13 protein-coding genes and 1 pseudogene are annotated in these 13,708 nt (G+C 66.1%); 6 read left to right on the top strand and 8 right to left on the bottom strand.

Going from position 1 to position 13,708, the window contains the following annotated elements; all coding sequences use genetic code 11:
* Positions 1-179 precede the first annotated feature (179 nt).
* Positions 180-668: a MarR family winged helix-turn-helix transcriptional regulator gene (locus tag BST13_RS34295; RefSeq protein ID WP_083170149.1), complete on the top strand. Its 489-nt coding sequence runs from the start codon at positions 180-182 to the stop codon at positions 666-668.
* A 35-nt stretch (positions 669-703) separates the two neighbouring features.
* On the opposite strand, the gene BST13_RS34290 is transcribed toward BST13_RS34295, so the two are convergent.
* The gene (locus tag BST13_RS34290) at positions 704-988 is read right to left on the bottom strand and encodes a hypothetical protein (RefSeq protein ID WP_083170147.1); all 285 of its coding nucleotides are present in this window, start codon (positions 986-988) and stop codon (positions 704-706) included.
* 413 nt (positions 989-1,401) lie between these two features.
* On the opposite strand from BST13_RS34290, the pseudogene BST13_RS34285 reads away from it, so the two are divergent.
* A pseudogene (locus BST13_RS34285) lies at positions 1,402-2,151 on the top strand (L,D-transpeptidase); the annotation flags it as partial.
* A 92-nt stretch (positions 2,152-2,243) separates the two neighbouring features.
* Here the strand turns inward: BST13_RS34285 and BST13_RS34280 are convergent.
* Positions 2,244-2,840, bottom strand: coding sequence for a hypothetical protein (locus BST13_RS34280; RefSeq protein ID WP_083170143.1), 597 nt, complete (start codon positions 2,838-2,840; stop codon positions 2,244-2,246).
* 174 nt (positions 2,841-3,014) lie between these two features.
* Between BST13_RS34280 and BST13_RS34275 the strand changes: the two genes are divergently transcribed.
* Both BST13_RS34275 and BST13_RS34270 read left to right on the top strand, forming a co-directional pair.
* Complete coding sequence (locus BST13_RS34275; RefSeq protein ID WP_083170141.1) at positions 3,015-3,740, top strand: Type 1 glutamine amidotransferase-like domain-containing protein; 726 nt, start codon at positions 3,015-3,017, stop codon at positions 3,738-3,740.
* Between the two features lie 5 nt (positions 3,741-3,745).
* Positions 3,746-4,579 carry a class I SAM-dependent methyltransferase gene (locus tag BST13_RS34270; protein ID WP_083170162.1) on the top strand — a complete coding sequence of 278 codons (834 nt, stop codon included), beginning with the start codon at positions 3,746-3,748 and terminating at the stop codon, positions 4,577-4,579.
* An 8-nt stretch (positions 4,580-4,587) separates the two neighbouring features.
* On the opposite strand, the gene BST13_RS34265 is transcribed toward BST13_RS34270, so the two are convergent.
* From BST13_RS34265 to BST13_RS34250, 4 genes are all read right to left on the bottom strand, one after another.
* Complete coding sequence (locus BST13_RS34265) at positions 4,588-4,998, bottom strand: transglycosylase family protein (protein WP_083170139.1); 411 nt, start codon at positions 4,996-4,998, stop codon at positions 4,588-4,590.
* A 566-nt stretch (positions 4,999-5,564) separates the two neighbouring features.
* The gene (locus BST13_RS34260) at positions 5,565-6,173 is read right to left on the bottom strand and encodes a hypothetical protein (protein WP_083170161.1); all 609 of its coding nucleotides are present in this window, start codon (positions 6,171-6,173) and stop codon (positions 5,565-5,567) included.
* A gap of 170 nt (positions 6,174-6,343) precedes the next feature.
* Complete coding sequence (locus tag BST13_RS34255; protein ID WP_083170137.1) at positions 6,344-7,516, bottom strand: RNA polymerase sigma factor; 1,173 nt, start codon at positions 7,514-7,516, stop codon at positions 6,344-6,346.
* Positions 7,517-7,924 carry a YciI family protein gene (locus tag BST13_RS34250; RefSeq protein ID WP_083170135.1) on the bottom strand — a complete coding sequence of 136 codons (408 nt, stop codon included), beginning with the start codon at positions 7,922-7,924 and terminating at the stop codon, positions 7,517-7,519.
* A gap of 200 nt (positions 7,925-8,124) precedes the next feature.
* Between BST13_RS34250 and BST13_RS34245 the strand changes: the two genes are divergently transcribed.
* Complete coding sequence (locus BST13_RS34245; protein WP_083170160.1) at positions 8,125-8,376, top strand: hypothetical protein; 252 nt, start codon at positions 8,125-8,127, stop codon at positions 8,374-8,376.
* A gap of 93 nt (positions 8,377-8,469) precedes the next feature.
* On the opposite strand, the gene BST13_RS34240 is transcribed toward BST13_RS34245, so the two are convergent.
* Complete coding sequence (locus BST13_RS34240; RefSeq protein WP_083170133.1) at positions 8,470-10,047, bottom strand: threonine/serine exporter family protein; 1,578 nt, start codon at positions 10,045-10,047, stop codon at positions 8,470-8,472.
* 123 nt (positions 10,048-10,170) lie between these two features.
* Positions 10,171-11,289 (bottom strand): threonine aldolase family protein, encoded by a 1,119-nt coding sequence (locus tag BST13_RS34235; RefSeq protein WP_083170131.1) that lies wholly within the window; start codon positions 11,287-11,289, stop codon positions 10,171-10,173.
* Positions 11,290-11,682: 393 nt separating this feature from the next.
* Here BST13_RS34235 and BST13_RS34230 point away from each other — a divergent pair, with 393 nt between their 5' ends.
* Positions 11,683-13,707: a M6 family metalloprotease domain-containing protein gene (locus BST13_RS34230; RefSeq protein WP_083170129.1), complete on the top strand. Its 2,025-nt coding sequence runs from the start codon at positions 11,683-11,685 to the stop codon at positions 13,705-13,707.
* Position 13,708: the final 1 nt, after the last annotated feature.

Below are 13,708 nucleotides of genomic sequence, written 5' to 3'. Positions count from 1 at the left end.
CCTCCCCCACCGCCGCCCGCCGTCAGCGGCTGCGTCGGCTACAACGGGCGGTGGGTCAGCGCGAACGGCTGCCGATAGGCACTGGCTCATTCACGCGAGTCTGCCCAGAAGTCGCGCCCGCACTGTGGTGCAATTGATACGTCAATCATTTCGAATCGACGTTCGAGGGGTAGATCGGCGTGTCATCCGCTTTCCGCGCGTTCGACGAATCGGGACTCTCCCAGACGGAGATCGCCGCGTGGCGAGGACTGTTGGACGTCAGCGGTGAGCTACGCAGCCGACTCTCACAGGTGTTCCAGGAGACCGCGGCACTGTCGGAGGGAGATTTCGCGGTGTTGGTCGCCTTGGCGGAAGCCGACCATGGTGCGCTGCGGTCCTCGGAGTTGGCTGATGCCATCCACTGGGAGCGCAGTCGGCTGTCCCATCATCTCGGGCGCATGCAGCAGCGCGGACTCATTCGGCGTGAGCCGCATCCGGCCGACAGCAGAGGCGCGGTGGTCGAGTCCACCGACGCAGGGCGCGAGGCAATGTCCCGCGCGATGGGCCCCCACCTGCGCGCACTCAAGGAACTGTTCGTCGACAGCCTGACCGACAGGCAGATGCGTGACCTCGCCCGCTTGATGGCCGCGATCCAGCGACACCTGGACCTGGCCGACGACGGTCGATAGTTGTTGCCAGATTGGGGTAGCGCCGGGTTCGGCGCTCAGTCCCTGTCCTTCGACGATGGCGGGCACGCCGGTTTCGCCGCCTGCCGTTCTGCGGCGATTGCCATCTTGCGCAATTTCGATCCGTGAGGACTCAAGATATGGACCGGAACCGGTTGCGGCGGCTTCTCGCACGAACCAGCAACGATATCCGGACCGGTGCACGATTCCCTCTGCAGCACAGCGACTTTGGCTGATGCCGCCGGAGCGAGACCGATCATCGATATCGCGGCCGCAACAGTGATCGCTGACGCCAGGTGGCGGCGTACGTTCTCGTAGGTCATGCTGCTCCCTAAGCCAGATGTGATTGACACGTCAATCACTCAAATAGAACAGATGACATGTCAATCAAATTCCGGGCACAGGAGTTCGGGCGTTTCCGTGATACCGACCACAGGGATGTGCGCCACCGAAACATCTGAACCGTAGCCGCGCCCACACGGCCAGCGGAAGGACGGGGCATTACCGGTCGAGCCGTTTTCCGTGCGCGTCGCGTCACAGCTTCGCTGACAGCCACGATGGCTAGGATGCCTAACGACTGGATCCGAACCGGGGTCTGAAATCGTGAATCGGAGTGTGGCCAATGGTGAGTGCAGTGCGGACGTCGATGCTGCTCTGTTCGGTGGCGACAGCGCTGACAGCACTGTTGTGCGCGCCGGCAGGGGTGTCGCGCGCGGACGATCCTGGCCTGCCTCCGGTGTCGCTGACCGGCACGTCGGGTGCACCACTGCAGCCAGGGGCCACCTACGGCATCGGCATGGTCGTGGTCGCACACTTCGCCGGCCCCGTCGAGGACCGGGGCGCTGCCGAGCAGCAACTTGCGGTCACCACCGAGCCGCCGGTGTCGGGGGCCTGGCACTGGGTCGACGACCACACCGCACATTGGCGCCCACCGCAGTACTACGCCCCGGGCACCGTGGTGACCGTCGGCCAGGACGCGCCGTTGACGTTCACCATCGGGGCGTCGCACGTGTCGATCGCCGACGATGCGACCAAGCAGGTCAGCGTCTATGACGGCGGCACCCTCGTACGCACCATGCCGACCTCCATGGGGCGCGGCGGCACCGAGAAGGTCGGCGACAAGACGCTGAGCTTCTGGACACAGCCCGGTGTCTACACCGTCATGGACAAGAGCAACCCCGTGGTCATGGATTCGTCGACCTACGGATTACCGATCAACTCCCACCTCGGGTACAAGGAGTCGATCAACTACGCCGTGCGGATCAGCTCGGACGGCGTCTACCTGCATGAGCTCGAAGCCACGGTCTGGGCGCAAGGAAAGACCGACACCAGCCACGGCTGCTTGAATCTCAACCACGACAATGCCGCCTGGTTCTACAACTTCTCGGTGCCCGGCGATGTCGTCGAAGTGAAGAACACCGGCGGAAAACCGTTGCAGCTGTGGCAGAACGGCGACTGGAGCGTGCCCTGGGACCAGTGGGCGTGAGCGCACCGCTGGGCGGTGACGCCAAACCATAAGCACCAGAAGTGGTTTCGGTGCGGCCCCGGATATCGCGGCCGCACCGAAACCGGGTCAGATCAGCCCTGCGCGAGAGCCGCGTACAGGGACCGCTTGGCGTCGGTGACGGCAGCCAGGATGGTGTTCCTCGCCTCCTCCAGCTTCTCCCGCTGCTCGTCCGTGCCGGTCCACATGATCGTTCGGGCCAGACCGGCGACCTCGAAGAACTCCTTACGCAGCTTGAGGACACCGGCGAACTTCGAGGCCTGCGCGAGGAACGCGTGCGCGGTGTCGCTGTTGATACCCCGCCAGGCCAAGAGGTTCTCGCCGAACTCCGTCAGCGTTGCGACACCGTCGTCGACGGTCACCACGCCGCGCCCCGCCAACAAGCCGATGCCGACCTCCGCCGCCCCGTCGGGCGGGGTGAATGCACCGTCGGTCGCCTCGGTAACCCGCCGGGTGATCTCCTCGGCGTCGGCGGGACCGTCGAGCAACAGAGCCGCGGTCGCTGCCGCCGCGAACTTGCCGCGGCCGAACCCGTGACCGAACCCATGGCCGCCAAACCCTGGGCCGCCAAACCCTGGGCCGCCCCACCCCGGACCGCCGAAACCGCCACCGAAGGGCCCGAAACCCGCTCCGCCGAAGCCGAATCCACCGGGGAATCCACCGTGAAACATGTCTGCCTCCCTCTCGTGAGGTCTTCACCTGTTCGATTCAACGCTGCATCGCGTCAATATCACGATATATCGCTAACTTGCCGAGCTGGGCTATCCAATCCAAACTCTCAGCGAAAAATCAGGCGCGACGAAAACCGGTTGTCGGCGCGAGAAGCCAACGCCTACGGTCGGGTCATGCCCGCAGACATACCGACGATTCTGGCGACGAGCGGAGGTATCGGAGCGGGCCGCAGAACCCGCTTCGCCTTCACCGCGCTCACCGACTTCGCCGTCGAATTGTCCGGAGTGACCGGCCGGTCCCCGCGTCTCTGCCTCCTGGCGACGGCAATGGGCGATGACAAGGCTGTGCTGCACTACCTCACCGAGGCGGCGCAGGCACGCGGCTTCACACCCTCACATGTGTCGTTGTTCCCCATGCCCAATGTCGAGGACTTCACCGCACATCTCCTTGCCCACGACGTCGTGTGGGTGTTCGGCGGCAGCGTCGCCGGACTCCTCGCGATGTGGCGACTGCACGGTGTCGACGTAGCCCTGCGCACCGCATGGCAAGCCGGGGTCGTACTGACCGGCATATCGGCCGGTTCGATCTGTTGGCACACCGGCGGCACGACAGACTCGTTCGGGCCTCAACTGCAACCGATCGGCAACGGCCTTGGCTTCGTTCCCTATGCGAACGGCGTTCATTACGACTCAGAGGACCAACGTCGCCCCTTGCTGCACAAGCTCGTCGGCGACAACGTGCTGCCCGCGGCGTACGCCACCGACGACGGTGCGGGCTTGCTCTACCGCGGCACCGAATTCACCGAAGCGGTCGCCGAAACCCCTTCGGCAGGCGCATATTTCGTTGAAGCATCCAACCGCGCGGTGACCGAGACCGCGCTCGACGTCCGACGGCTGTGAGGGTGATGACCGACTTCTTCGACGCGAACCGCGCCAATTGGGACGATCGTGCCGGGCTGCACGCCGCCCGTGACGGTTCGGGATACCGCGTCCAGCAGTTCATCGAAGACCGATCAGCACTCTCCCACGTCGTGCGGTTCGACCTCCCCCGGCTCGGCGACATCAGCGGCGTGCGGGCAGTACATCTGCAGTGCCACATCGGCACCGACACCCTCTCGCTCGCTCGGCTCGGCGCAAGAGTGACGGGTCTGGACTTTTCCGGGCGCTCACTCGACGAGGGCCGCCGACTCGTGGCCGAGACCGGCGACACCGTGGATTTCGTCCAGGCAGACGTCCGCGACGCCACGTCCGTACTGCCAGCCGGAAGCTTCGATCTGGTCTACACCGGCGTGGGCGCGCTGTGCTGGCTGCCCGACGTCGGCCAATGGGCAAAAGTAGTGGCAGCACTGCTCGCTCCGGGAGGCGTCGTCCACGTCCGCGAGGGCCACCCGATCCTGTGGGCCATGGATGAATCCCTCGATGACGATCTGCATCTGCGGTTTCCGTACTTCGAGCGCGAGACGCCATTGGAATGGGATGACGCGTCGACCTACGTGCCGACCAGCACGCCACTGCAGGCGACGAAGACCTACGAGTGGAATCACTCCATCGGTGAGATCATCACCGCCGTGCTCGAGGCCGGCCTACGCCTGGAGATGTTCGTCGAGCACGACAGCGTGCCCTGGGAGGCACTCCCCGGCCAGATGACACTGCGCCCCAACGGCGAGTGGGCACTGGCCACGCGGCCCGGCGTCGCACCCCTCAGCTACACCCTGCGGGCTCGCAAGCCGACCGGTTAGGTGCGAACTCAGCCAAACGGATTGAGCAACAGCGTGCACAACCGCGGCAGACGCCCGATGGGAATCCAAGCCACCATCGAACGACACGTCCCTGAGGCCATACCGACCGGTCCACCACAGACCGGCCAGGCACCGAGCCCCTGCGTCTGCAGGACATTGCGCGCCACCCGGATCTGCTCGGCGCGAGGAGCGGCGGCCGGTGAACCCGTCCCGCCGTTGGCCGCCCAGGTTGCCGGGGTGAACTGCAGCCCCCCATAGAAGCCGTTACCGGTATCAGCCGACCAGTTCCCGCCCGATTCGCATTGAGCCATCGCGTCCCAGTTGGGTTCAGCATCGGCAGCCGGGACTTGCAGGGCTGTTTGCGCCACGGCCATCGCACCGACGATCGCGAGCACCGTGACGATCTTTCGCACGAGCATGTCGATCCCTTCATTGGGCCGTGCGCCAAGGCGCACGCCGTTAAAGGCAAGGGCGAGACGCTTTGCCCGCCCCCCATCGTGATACGGAGTTTACCAACGGGGCAGAAGTTAATCAGGCGTGCTAGAGAGTCTAATTGTCTTCTTTGAGTTTATTTAATAGTTATGTGCCCAATGTGGCCGGTGAGAGCTCAACTACCGGATAGTCGCAGGTCAGCCTGCCGCCCATATCGACAAGTACCCACGGCGGCAGCTATCGGCGTTCACACAATTCGACCGAATACCTGTGACAATTGGTGGAATTGATACGCACTATCTCAAAGTTGCCACAGTGGCAAAAATGAAAATTGTTACTAGTGTGATATCTGAGGTGCCTGTGATTATTGTGGTTCAACCACCGACGACGTCATAACGGCAGCACGTCGTGCGGTACGCGGCTCGACGACACAGCTACCGCCGGCCACGCCAACAACGCGGCATGACCGCATGCACGTTGGCGACACAGGGCTCTGCAGGGAAGGCGACGACGGTCGGCTCGGCCAATTCGCGGGTACAGCGAAACCGAATCGTCAGGATGCCGGAGCAGGCGTCACAGGCTCGCCCGGCGCGGGCGGCTGCGGCTGACCACCCGGTGCGTTGTTGAACTGATATCCGGGCGGCGGCGGACCGTTCAAGGGGTAATAGCCAGGCGGAAGAGCCGGACCGGCAGGCGCACTGCCCGGGGCAGGCGCTGTCACCGGGGTCTCAGAGCCCGGCGCATTGATGGATACGTATCCGGGAGGCAGCTTCGGCGCCGGGCCCGCACCGGGTGGGGGCGCGACGCCGCCGGCTACGTCGGGATCTTGGAAGGCGTACGGGTCGCGGGCCTGGTGCCAGAGGTCGCGCAACGATCCGATCGGTCCCGAACCGTACTGGCCGGAGCCGTACACCGGATTCGCGATCTCAGGGACCTGCGGCGGGCCGACCGGCGGCGCGGCAGGCGGACCGGCGGGGCCGTCGTTCGACACCACGATCTGGCCGGGAGCCGCGACGGCTGGATCCGTTGGAGCCGGCGTAGGAGCCGGAGCCGGATCGGCGAATGCCGGGGCAGCGGGGGCCAGGACGGCACCGACCGCGGCCACGCCGGCGATCGCGAACTTCACAGTGCTGCTGGAGAGCGTGGCACGGCGCTGGGTCATCGATCCGGCGGTCCTCTCTGTTGCCCCGTGGGAGTCTGTTGCGGCCCCGGAGTTCATGACGAACGAGCCGAGCGTAGAGGCATCGTCGCACACATCGGCGCGTCGCACCTATCTCACGTCGAATATGCCCGGCCCGTTACCGCACCTCGTCTTGGCGCCCGATCCGCCGTTCAGCCGTCGCCGCACGAGAGCCGCTGGCGGATAGCCGCCGCCTGCAGCGTGAGGTGGTTGCGTTCGGCCAGATTCTGCGCGTGTGCCGCGGCCTCGGTGTAAAGCCTTGCCGCCGTGGCAATATCACCGGATCGTTCGTGCAAGTACGCGGCGGCGGCGGTGTACCTCGGCAACGACGGGTCGAGCTGCGCCAGCGCCGCCAGCCCCGACCGCGGTCCATCGGCCTCACCGACGGCGACAGCGCGGTTGAGCCGGACGATCGGGCTGTCGGTGAGCCGGACGAGTTCGTCGTACCACTCGACGATCTGCACCCAGTCAGTCTCGCTGACGGTCTGCGCGTCGGCATGCAGCGCCGCGATGGCCGCCTGCGCTTGGTACTCCCCCAGTCGGTCACGCGCCAACGCGGCCTGCAGCACCGCGATCCCCTCGGCGATGAGGTCCCGCTCCCACAGCCCTCGGTCCTGCTCGGACAGCGGCACCAGACTGCCGTCGGGGCGGGTTCTGGCCCTGCGTCGTGCGTGGTGGAGCAAGAACAGCGCGAGCAGGCCTGCGACCTCGGGATCGTCCGTCGCCGCCGTCAGCTGCCGCGCCAGCCGAATGGCCTCCACGGCGAGGTCGACGTCGCCGGTGTACCCCTCGTTGAAGACCAGGTACAGCACCCGCAGCACCGTGTGCAGGTCGCCGGGACGATCGAACCGCACGGCGGCCACGGTCCGCTTCGCGCGGCTGATCCGCTGAGCCATGGTCGTTTCGGGGACGAAATACGCCTGGGCAATCTGACGCGTGGTCAGGCCACCGACCGCCCGCAGTGTCAGCGCGACGGCCGATGACGGCGTCAGGCTGGGATGTGCGCACAAGAAATACAGCTGCAGCGTGTCATCCGTCGAGGCACTGGGCCCTCGCGGCGGCTCGGCCGACAGGCGATCCTCGCGGTTGCGTCGTGCCGTATCGGCCCTGACGATATCGACGAACCGGTGCCACGCCGTGGTGATCAGCCAGCCCTTGGGATCGTCCGGCGGCGTATTCGACCATGTCTCAACAGCTTTGACGAGCGCCTCCTGGACCGCGTCCTCGGCTGTCGCGAAATCGGCGCCGCGGCGGACGAGCGCCGCGAGCACACCAGGGATCAGATCCCGCAGCTGCGCCTCATCCACCGCGGTGCCATCGGTCATCTACTCGGTGACGGTCGGCGTGTGGGTCAAAAACGGCCGCACCTCAAGCCATTCGTGGATCGGCGCGCCTCCGGCGCCGGGCGCTGCGGACAACTCGCCGGCCAGCTCGACAGCCCGGTCATACGAGTCGACGTCGATGATCATCCAGCCCGCGATCAGATCCTTGGTCTCAGGGAACGGGCCGTCGGTCACCGGCGGCTTGCCCTGACCGCCGTACTGCACCCAGGCGCCTTCGGGTGCGAGTGCCTGGCTGTCGACGTATTCGCCACTTTCTTGCAGGCGCGCCGCGAAATCGTTCATGTAGCCGATGTGCGCCTCGATCTCGGCGGGCGTCCACTGATCCATCGGCACGTCGTTGACGGCGGCAGGCGCGCCGCGATAGTGCTTGAGCAGCAGGTACTTGGCCATGACATTCTCCGTTTCTGGTCCGCTCGGTGAGCGACCCTAGTTGGTTGTTCACGTCTGGGACGGAGCCGCGACGACGTTCTCGACATCTTTCGTCGCCATTTTTTTCCAGCCGTCACCGAGGCGACTCGTCCGACAGCCGTTCGCTTAGACTGGTTAAGCTTCAAGTGTCCGACTTCAGTCCAACCGCCGAGGTACAAAACATGATCCTCACCCGCAAGAGCGCTCTGGCGGCCGTCGCGGTCGCCGGCGCGATCGCCGGCTCAGCAGTCGGTCTGGGCGCCGCCATCGCGAGCGCCGACCCGGCTGCACCGCCGCCATCGCTCGAGGCACCGCCCTCGGCGCCGCGCAAACCGGCGCAGACGTGGCAGGGTCAGCCGGTCGTGTGGTGGGACTGGGGTTCGGGCGGTCACTGGGGCGTGTGGATCAACGACGGGTTCATCCCGCTCACCTGATCCGGGTACGGCCGCGGCGGCATCACAGTCGCGTATCACACTCGACAACTGCACGACCATCGCTGGTCGTCGCGCTCCAGCCAGACATTGAGGTCAATCCGGCGTCTGATCCTGGCCGTTGGTGTCCTCCGCAGCGCTCGCATCCGAGGTGGGCTTCGGTTTGAGCGCGAAGTTTCGTGGGCGCCGGCGGCGGCTGCGCTCGGACGGGGGTGTGACGGCTGGCCGTAGCCGCGCGACGCGGCCCACCACGCGCCGCAGGCCGGGCGGTCCTTCGATCCGGAAGAAGTCACGAATCCGTCCGGTGCCGTGGCGCAGCGGGGACCCGAACAGCTCACCCATCACCACACCCGCGCCAAGCGCCAGGGCTGTGGCTCCGGCCGCCACCATCTGCGCCACACCATCGGTGAAACGGTCCTCGACGGCGAAGAAGAAGACCGCACGGAACACTGCCATGCCGGGCAACATCGGCATGATGCCTGCCGTGGACGTCACGAGGGCCGGCGCCCGGCGCCGGACCGACACCAGCGTGGCGAACAGGCCGACGCCGGTGGCCGCGATACCCGTTGCCACGAGCTGGCCGAACCCGGCCAGGCCCAAGCCGATCAGCACCAGCTCGGCGAGCGCGGCCGCGAGCCCAGCAGGTGCGGCCGAACGCAATGGTGCATAACTCGCGATCGTGAAACACACGCTGGCCAGCGCGGCGCCGGCAACCGCCAGAAAGATGGGCAGCGGCCGGTCGACTGGGACGAAAGTCAGCGTCGTATCGACATGTAGCCGGATCTCGATGCCGGCGACGGTGACGACCTGCAGGCCGGCGATGATGCCGACGACTATCCCGGCGGTGAGGAACAGCGCCTCGCTGAGCCGGGCAACCGCGGTGATCATGTGGCCGGTGAGCGCGTCCTGCGTCGCGCCGACCAGCGTCAAACCTGATAGCAGCATGACGATTCCGGTGGCCACCAGCGCGGTGAGTCCCTCGCCGGTGGCCAGGTACGCCCCGATCGCAACGAGGGTCGCCACGGCAGCGCCGACGACATTCTGGAAGAAGAACGGCGTCCCCATCCGATTGAGGACACGCCCGAGCCGATCGATGGCTGCGGCGGTCAGCGCCGCCAGCAGACAGGTGAGCCAGGTACCGCCGAGCAGCATCGCCACGCCGAGGGCAAAGCCGGCCCACCCGGCCGTCGCCAGCCACCGCGGGTAGGGATGGGGACGTTCGGTCAACCTGTCCATCGCCTCGTGGGCTTGATCCAGCGTGACCTCGCCGGAGGTGATCTGCTGGACCAATCGGTCCAAGTCCGCCATCCGCGTGTAGTCGGTTGCCCGGGTCCGCACCGATCGCACGATCGTCACGGGCGCCCCGTCCAGCGTCGGCGGGGCCGACACGAAAATGGTGGTGAACGCGATGTCGACGACGCAATCCGCGAGCTGGTACGCCTGTGCCACATCCTTGGCCGTGGCCACGACGTCAGCGGTACCGGACCCCGACGACAGCATGACCTCGGCGAGCCGGATGGTGAGGTCGAGAACCTTCCTGGTGTGGATTTCACCGATCTCGCTGGGAGTCCGGCTGCGTTGGCCTGCAAGGGGTGCCGGGTCACGGCGTCCGGGTAGCGCGATCCACGCCCCGCTGCGGAAGCGGGGCAGGCCGCCTGATCGATCTCGTGCCATCACCCAAAACGATACTGAGCGGCCGGTCCGGACACGCCACGGCTCTCGTTGCAGAACGGTCACCGTCGAGCATCGCGAGGGCGCGGACACCGACGACGCCGAAGCCGGAAGTTCCCCGCGGGTTCAGTCGAACTGCGTTGTCGCCGCCAGGTTTTCGGCTTGATACTGCCCGCGACCGAACTCCTCGCGGATGATGGCGACGAACCGGTCGACATCATCCTCCGTGGTGTCCCACGCGGCCATCCAGCGCACCTCGCCGCGGGCGCGGTCCCAATCGTAGAACCGCACACGTTCGCGGATCCGGTCCGCGACGGTTGTCGGTAACGTCGCGAAGATCGCATTCGCCTGGCTGGGTTGGGTGAACGCCAGTCCGGGTAGCGCTCCGTCGGCGACGCCTGCCTCCAGCGCGGACCGCAGCCGGGCGGCCATGGCGTTGGCGTGCCCGGCACTGCGCAGGCCAAGGTCGTCGTCGAACAGGGCGAGCAGCTGTGCCGAGGCGAAGCGCATCTTGCTGGCCAGTTGCATCGTCAGCTTCCTGAGGTAGACGAGCCCGGCGTCGGGGGTAGCGGCCAGCGCGACGACGGCCTCTACCCCGAGCAGACCGTTCTTGGTGCCACCGAGGCTGACGATGTCGACCCCGGCATCAACGGTGAACGCGCGAAACGGCACCCCAAGGGCAGCCGCGGCGTTCCAGAGGCGCGAGCCGTCCATGTGCACCGCCATCCCGTGCTCGTGGGCGAAGTCGGCGATCGCGCGTACCTCTGCGGGCGTGTAGACGGTGCCCAGCTCGGTGCTCTGCGTGATGCTGACGGCCAGCGGCTGAGCCCGATGCTCATCGCCCCACCCCCATGCCTCGCGAGCCACCAGCTCCGGCGTCAGCTTGCCGTCCGGCGCAGGCACGGCGAGAAGTTTGATGCCGGTCATGCGCTCCGGGGCGCCGGCCTCGTCGGTGTTGATATGTGCCGTGGTCGCGGTTACCACCGCACCCCACCGTGGGAGCAGGCTGGTGAGCGCGACGACGTTGGCGCCCGTGCCGTTGAAAACCGGGAACGCTTCGGCGTGCGCACCGAACTGCTCGCGAATGACCTCCTGCAGACGGGCGGTGTACTGATCGCCCCCGTAGGCCACCTGATGGCCGCCGTTCGCTGCGGAAATCGCCGCGAGAACTTCCGGGTGAACGCCGGCATAGTTGTCACTGGCAAAACCACGCCACTGCACGTCATGGATTGAAGAGATCGCCACCTGTCCATCTTCGCATCGTCGAACGACCTGACGGTCCCGGGCAGCGCCGCCACGAGTAGCCGAGTACTCACGCCTACCGTGTGTCCACGGGTGTTCTCTCAAATACCCTCTCGGGCACGGAAAACCGCGGCGCAGCCATGATCGTGCTTGCATCTGCAAGTAGTTCCGTCACGGCGCATGCGCATGTCGCCCGGTTACGCTATTGGTACACAACGTCATTCACCCACTGACCCGATCAGAACCCGAGCGAAGCGGCCTGGACGCCGGCCGGGAGCCACCGTGGGATACTTGCGAATACCGCCATGCACCAGCGTTATTGGGCATTGCGGGACGCAAAGTGAAGTAGTCGACTACTCGGGATAACACTGCGCATTTTCAATACTGTCCCGATCCATGACTACCAAACCGTTTCGGGAGCCCTCCGGGGCCACCCATCACCGCGACGCGATCGCCACCGGCGACTCGCGGCCCAACACGAACAAGCACTCTGTCATCGCCCGCTACAGCGACTTCTGCGCGGTGGGCCCGAGCCCAGAACTCCGCGACCGCTGGACCGCCGAACTGCAACGCGTCAAGAAGCGCGGGACGCGCGCCGAAACCAATGCCCTGGGCCTGGAGCGAAAACCGCGCCGCCTCGGCTTCGACGACGGCGTGATCATCCCGCCCGAGGAGTTCCCGCTGGGCACACCGGTGAGCGTGATCAGCCGCGCCGCCGCCGACCGCGCTCCGCTGCGCGGCACCGTCCGGGTGATCGTCGTGCTCGTGCAGTTCTCCGACAAGGCAATGGGCAACGACGCCAACCACTTCCGCGATCTGTTCTTCTCCACCGGCGTGCTGCCCCACGGTAGCGTGAAGGAGTATTACAACGAGGTCACAAACGGCCTGGTGTCGTTGTCGGGTGACGTCGTCGGTCCGTACCAGATGCCGCAGACGCTGGCGTGGTACGCCAACAACAACTACGGCATCGGTAAGGGCGGCGGCGCCTTCCGCTCGCCGCAACTCGCGCACGACGCGGCGGTGGCAGCCGATCCCGACGTGAACTTCGGGCCGTACGACAACGACGGCAACGGCTTTGTCGACGCTTTCATCGTCGTGCACGCGGGACAGGGCGCCGAGGTCACCGGCAACGCGGGTGACATCTGGTCGCACAAGTCGACGTTGGCCACCGCCTACAGCACCGACAACACCAAAATCTATGGCTACCTGACCATTCCGGAGGACGCCAAGATCGGGGTGTGTGCCCACGAGCTGGGCCACCTGCTGTTCGGATTCCCCGATCTCTACGACACCGACTACACCTCGGAAGGCATCGGCAACTGGTGCCTGATGGCCGGTGGCAGTTGGAACGGTGGCGGCGACGTGCCGGCTCACCCGTCTGCGTGGTGCAAAGCGAACCAGGGCTGGGCTTCGGTCACCAGCATCACTGCCAACGGTTCGGTGACCATTCCCGACGTCAAGACGAGTCACAACCTGCTGCGGCTGTGGAAGGACGGCACAGCGGGACCGGAGTACTTCCTCGTCGAAAACCGCCAGCGCACCGGGTTCGACGCCGACCTGCCGGGCGACGGTCTTCTCGCGTGGCACATCGACGAGAACCAGCCCGGCAACACCGACGAGAACCACTACAAGGTCGGCCTGCTGCAAGCCGACGGCAACCGCGACCTGGAGTTGAACCACAACCGCGGCGACGCCGGCGATCCCTATCCGGGCAGCAGCAACAACACGTCGCTGACGGCGGGCTCCACGCCGAACACGAAGTCGTATGCAGGCCAAGACACCTGCGTATCCATCACCAGCATCTCGCCGTCCGGCCCGACGATGACGGCGACGATCAGCGTTCACTGCGGTAAGACCCTGGTCAAGGATCTCAAGGACGGACCGAAGGATCTGAAAGACGGGCCCAAGGACGTCAAAGACCTCCGCAAGGACACCAAGGAACTCGCCAAGGACCTCAAAGACGGCCGCAAAGATCTCAAAGACGGGCCCAAGGACGTCAAGGACCTCCGCAAGGACATCAAAGAACTCGCCAAGGACCTCAAAGACGGCCGCAAGGACATCAAGGAGAGCCTCAAGGACAGCAAGGACGCCGCCAAAGAGGGCAAGGACCTGAAAGAGGGCGCCGGCGACAAGCCGTTCGATCGGCCCGGTGGCGGTGACCTCGGCGGTGGCGGGTTCGGCGCAGATGCCGGTTACTACGACGCCGATTCCGGTGCGGGATATGACCGGGTCGGCGAACTCGAAGCACGCGTGGCGGCCCTGGAAGCCACTGTCGCGGCCGGGGCGGCGCAACCGTTCATCGGCAGCGATCTGCGGCCCGACCTGATCGGTGGACCCGCCGCCGAACAGGGCAACCTGACCGGTCGCATGGCTTCGGGAGACCCGAGTGCCAAGCGAGAGTTCGACACCACGCCGTGCTGAC

The sequence above is a fragment of the Mycobacterium aquaticum genome (genome assembly GCF_002086485.1).
In the GTDB taxonomy this organism is placed as follows: domain Bacteria; phylum Actinomycetota; class Actinomycetes; order Mycobacteriales; family Mycobacteriaceae; genus Mycobacterium; species Mycobacterium aquaticum.
This window is presented reverse-complemented; position numbering and strand designations above follow the sequence as displayed.

Bases quoted from the DNA above. Each gene is read 5' to 3' on its own strand.
- BST13_RS34290 (WP_083170147.1), bottom strand. From the start codon at position 988: ATGACCTACGAGAACGTACGCCGCCACCTGGCGTCAGCGATCACTGTT.
- BST13_RS34280 (WP_083170143.1), bottom strand. From the start codon at position 2,840: ATGTTTCACGGTGGATTCCCCGGTGGATTCGGCTTCGGCGGAGCGGGT.
- BST13_RS34275 (WP_083170141.1), top strand. From the start codon at position 3,015: ATGCCCGCAGACATACCGACGATTCTGGCGACGAGCGGAGGTATCGGA.
- BST13_RS34270 (WP_083170162.1), top strand. From the start codon at position 3,746: ATGACCGACTTCTTCGACGCGAACCGCGCCAATTGGGACGATCGTGCC.
- BST13_RS34265 (WP_083170139.1), bottom strand. From the start codon at position 4,998: ATGCTCGTGCGAAAGATCGTCACGGTGCTCGCGATCGTCGGTGCGATG.
- BST13_RS34260 (WP_083170161.1), bottom strand. From the start codon at position 6,173: ATGACCCAGCGCCGTGCCACGCTCTCCAGCAGCACTGTGAAGTTCGCG.
- BST13_RS34255 (WP_083170137.1), bottom strand. From the start codon at position 7,516: ATGACCGATGGCACCGCGGTGGATGAGGCGCAGCTGCGGGATCTGATC.
- BST13_RS34250 (WP_083170135.1), bottom strand. From the start codon at position 7,924: ATGGCCAAGTACCTGCTGCTCAAGCACTATCGCGGCGCGCCTGCCGCC.
- BST13_RS34245 (WP_083170160.1), top strand. From the start codon at position 8,125: ATGATCCTCACCCGCAAGAGCGCTCTGGCGGCCGTCGCGGTCGCCGGC.
- BST13_RS34240 (WP_083170133.1), bottom strand. From the start codon at position 10,047: ATGGCACGAGATCGATCAGGCGGCCTGCCCCGCTTCCGCAGCGGGGCG.
- BST13_RS34230 (WP_083170129.1), top strand. From the start codon at position 11,683: ATGACTACCAAACCGTTTCGGGAGCCCTCCGGGGCCACCCATCACCGC.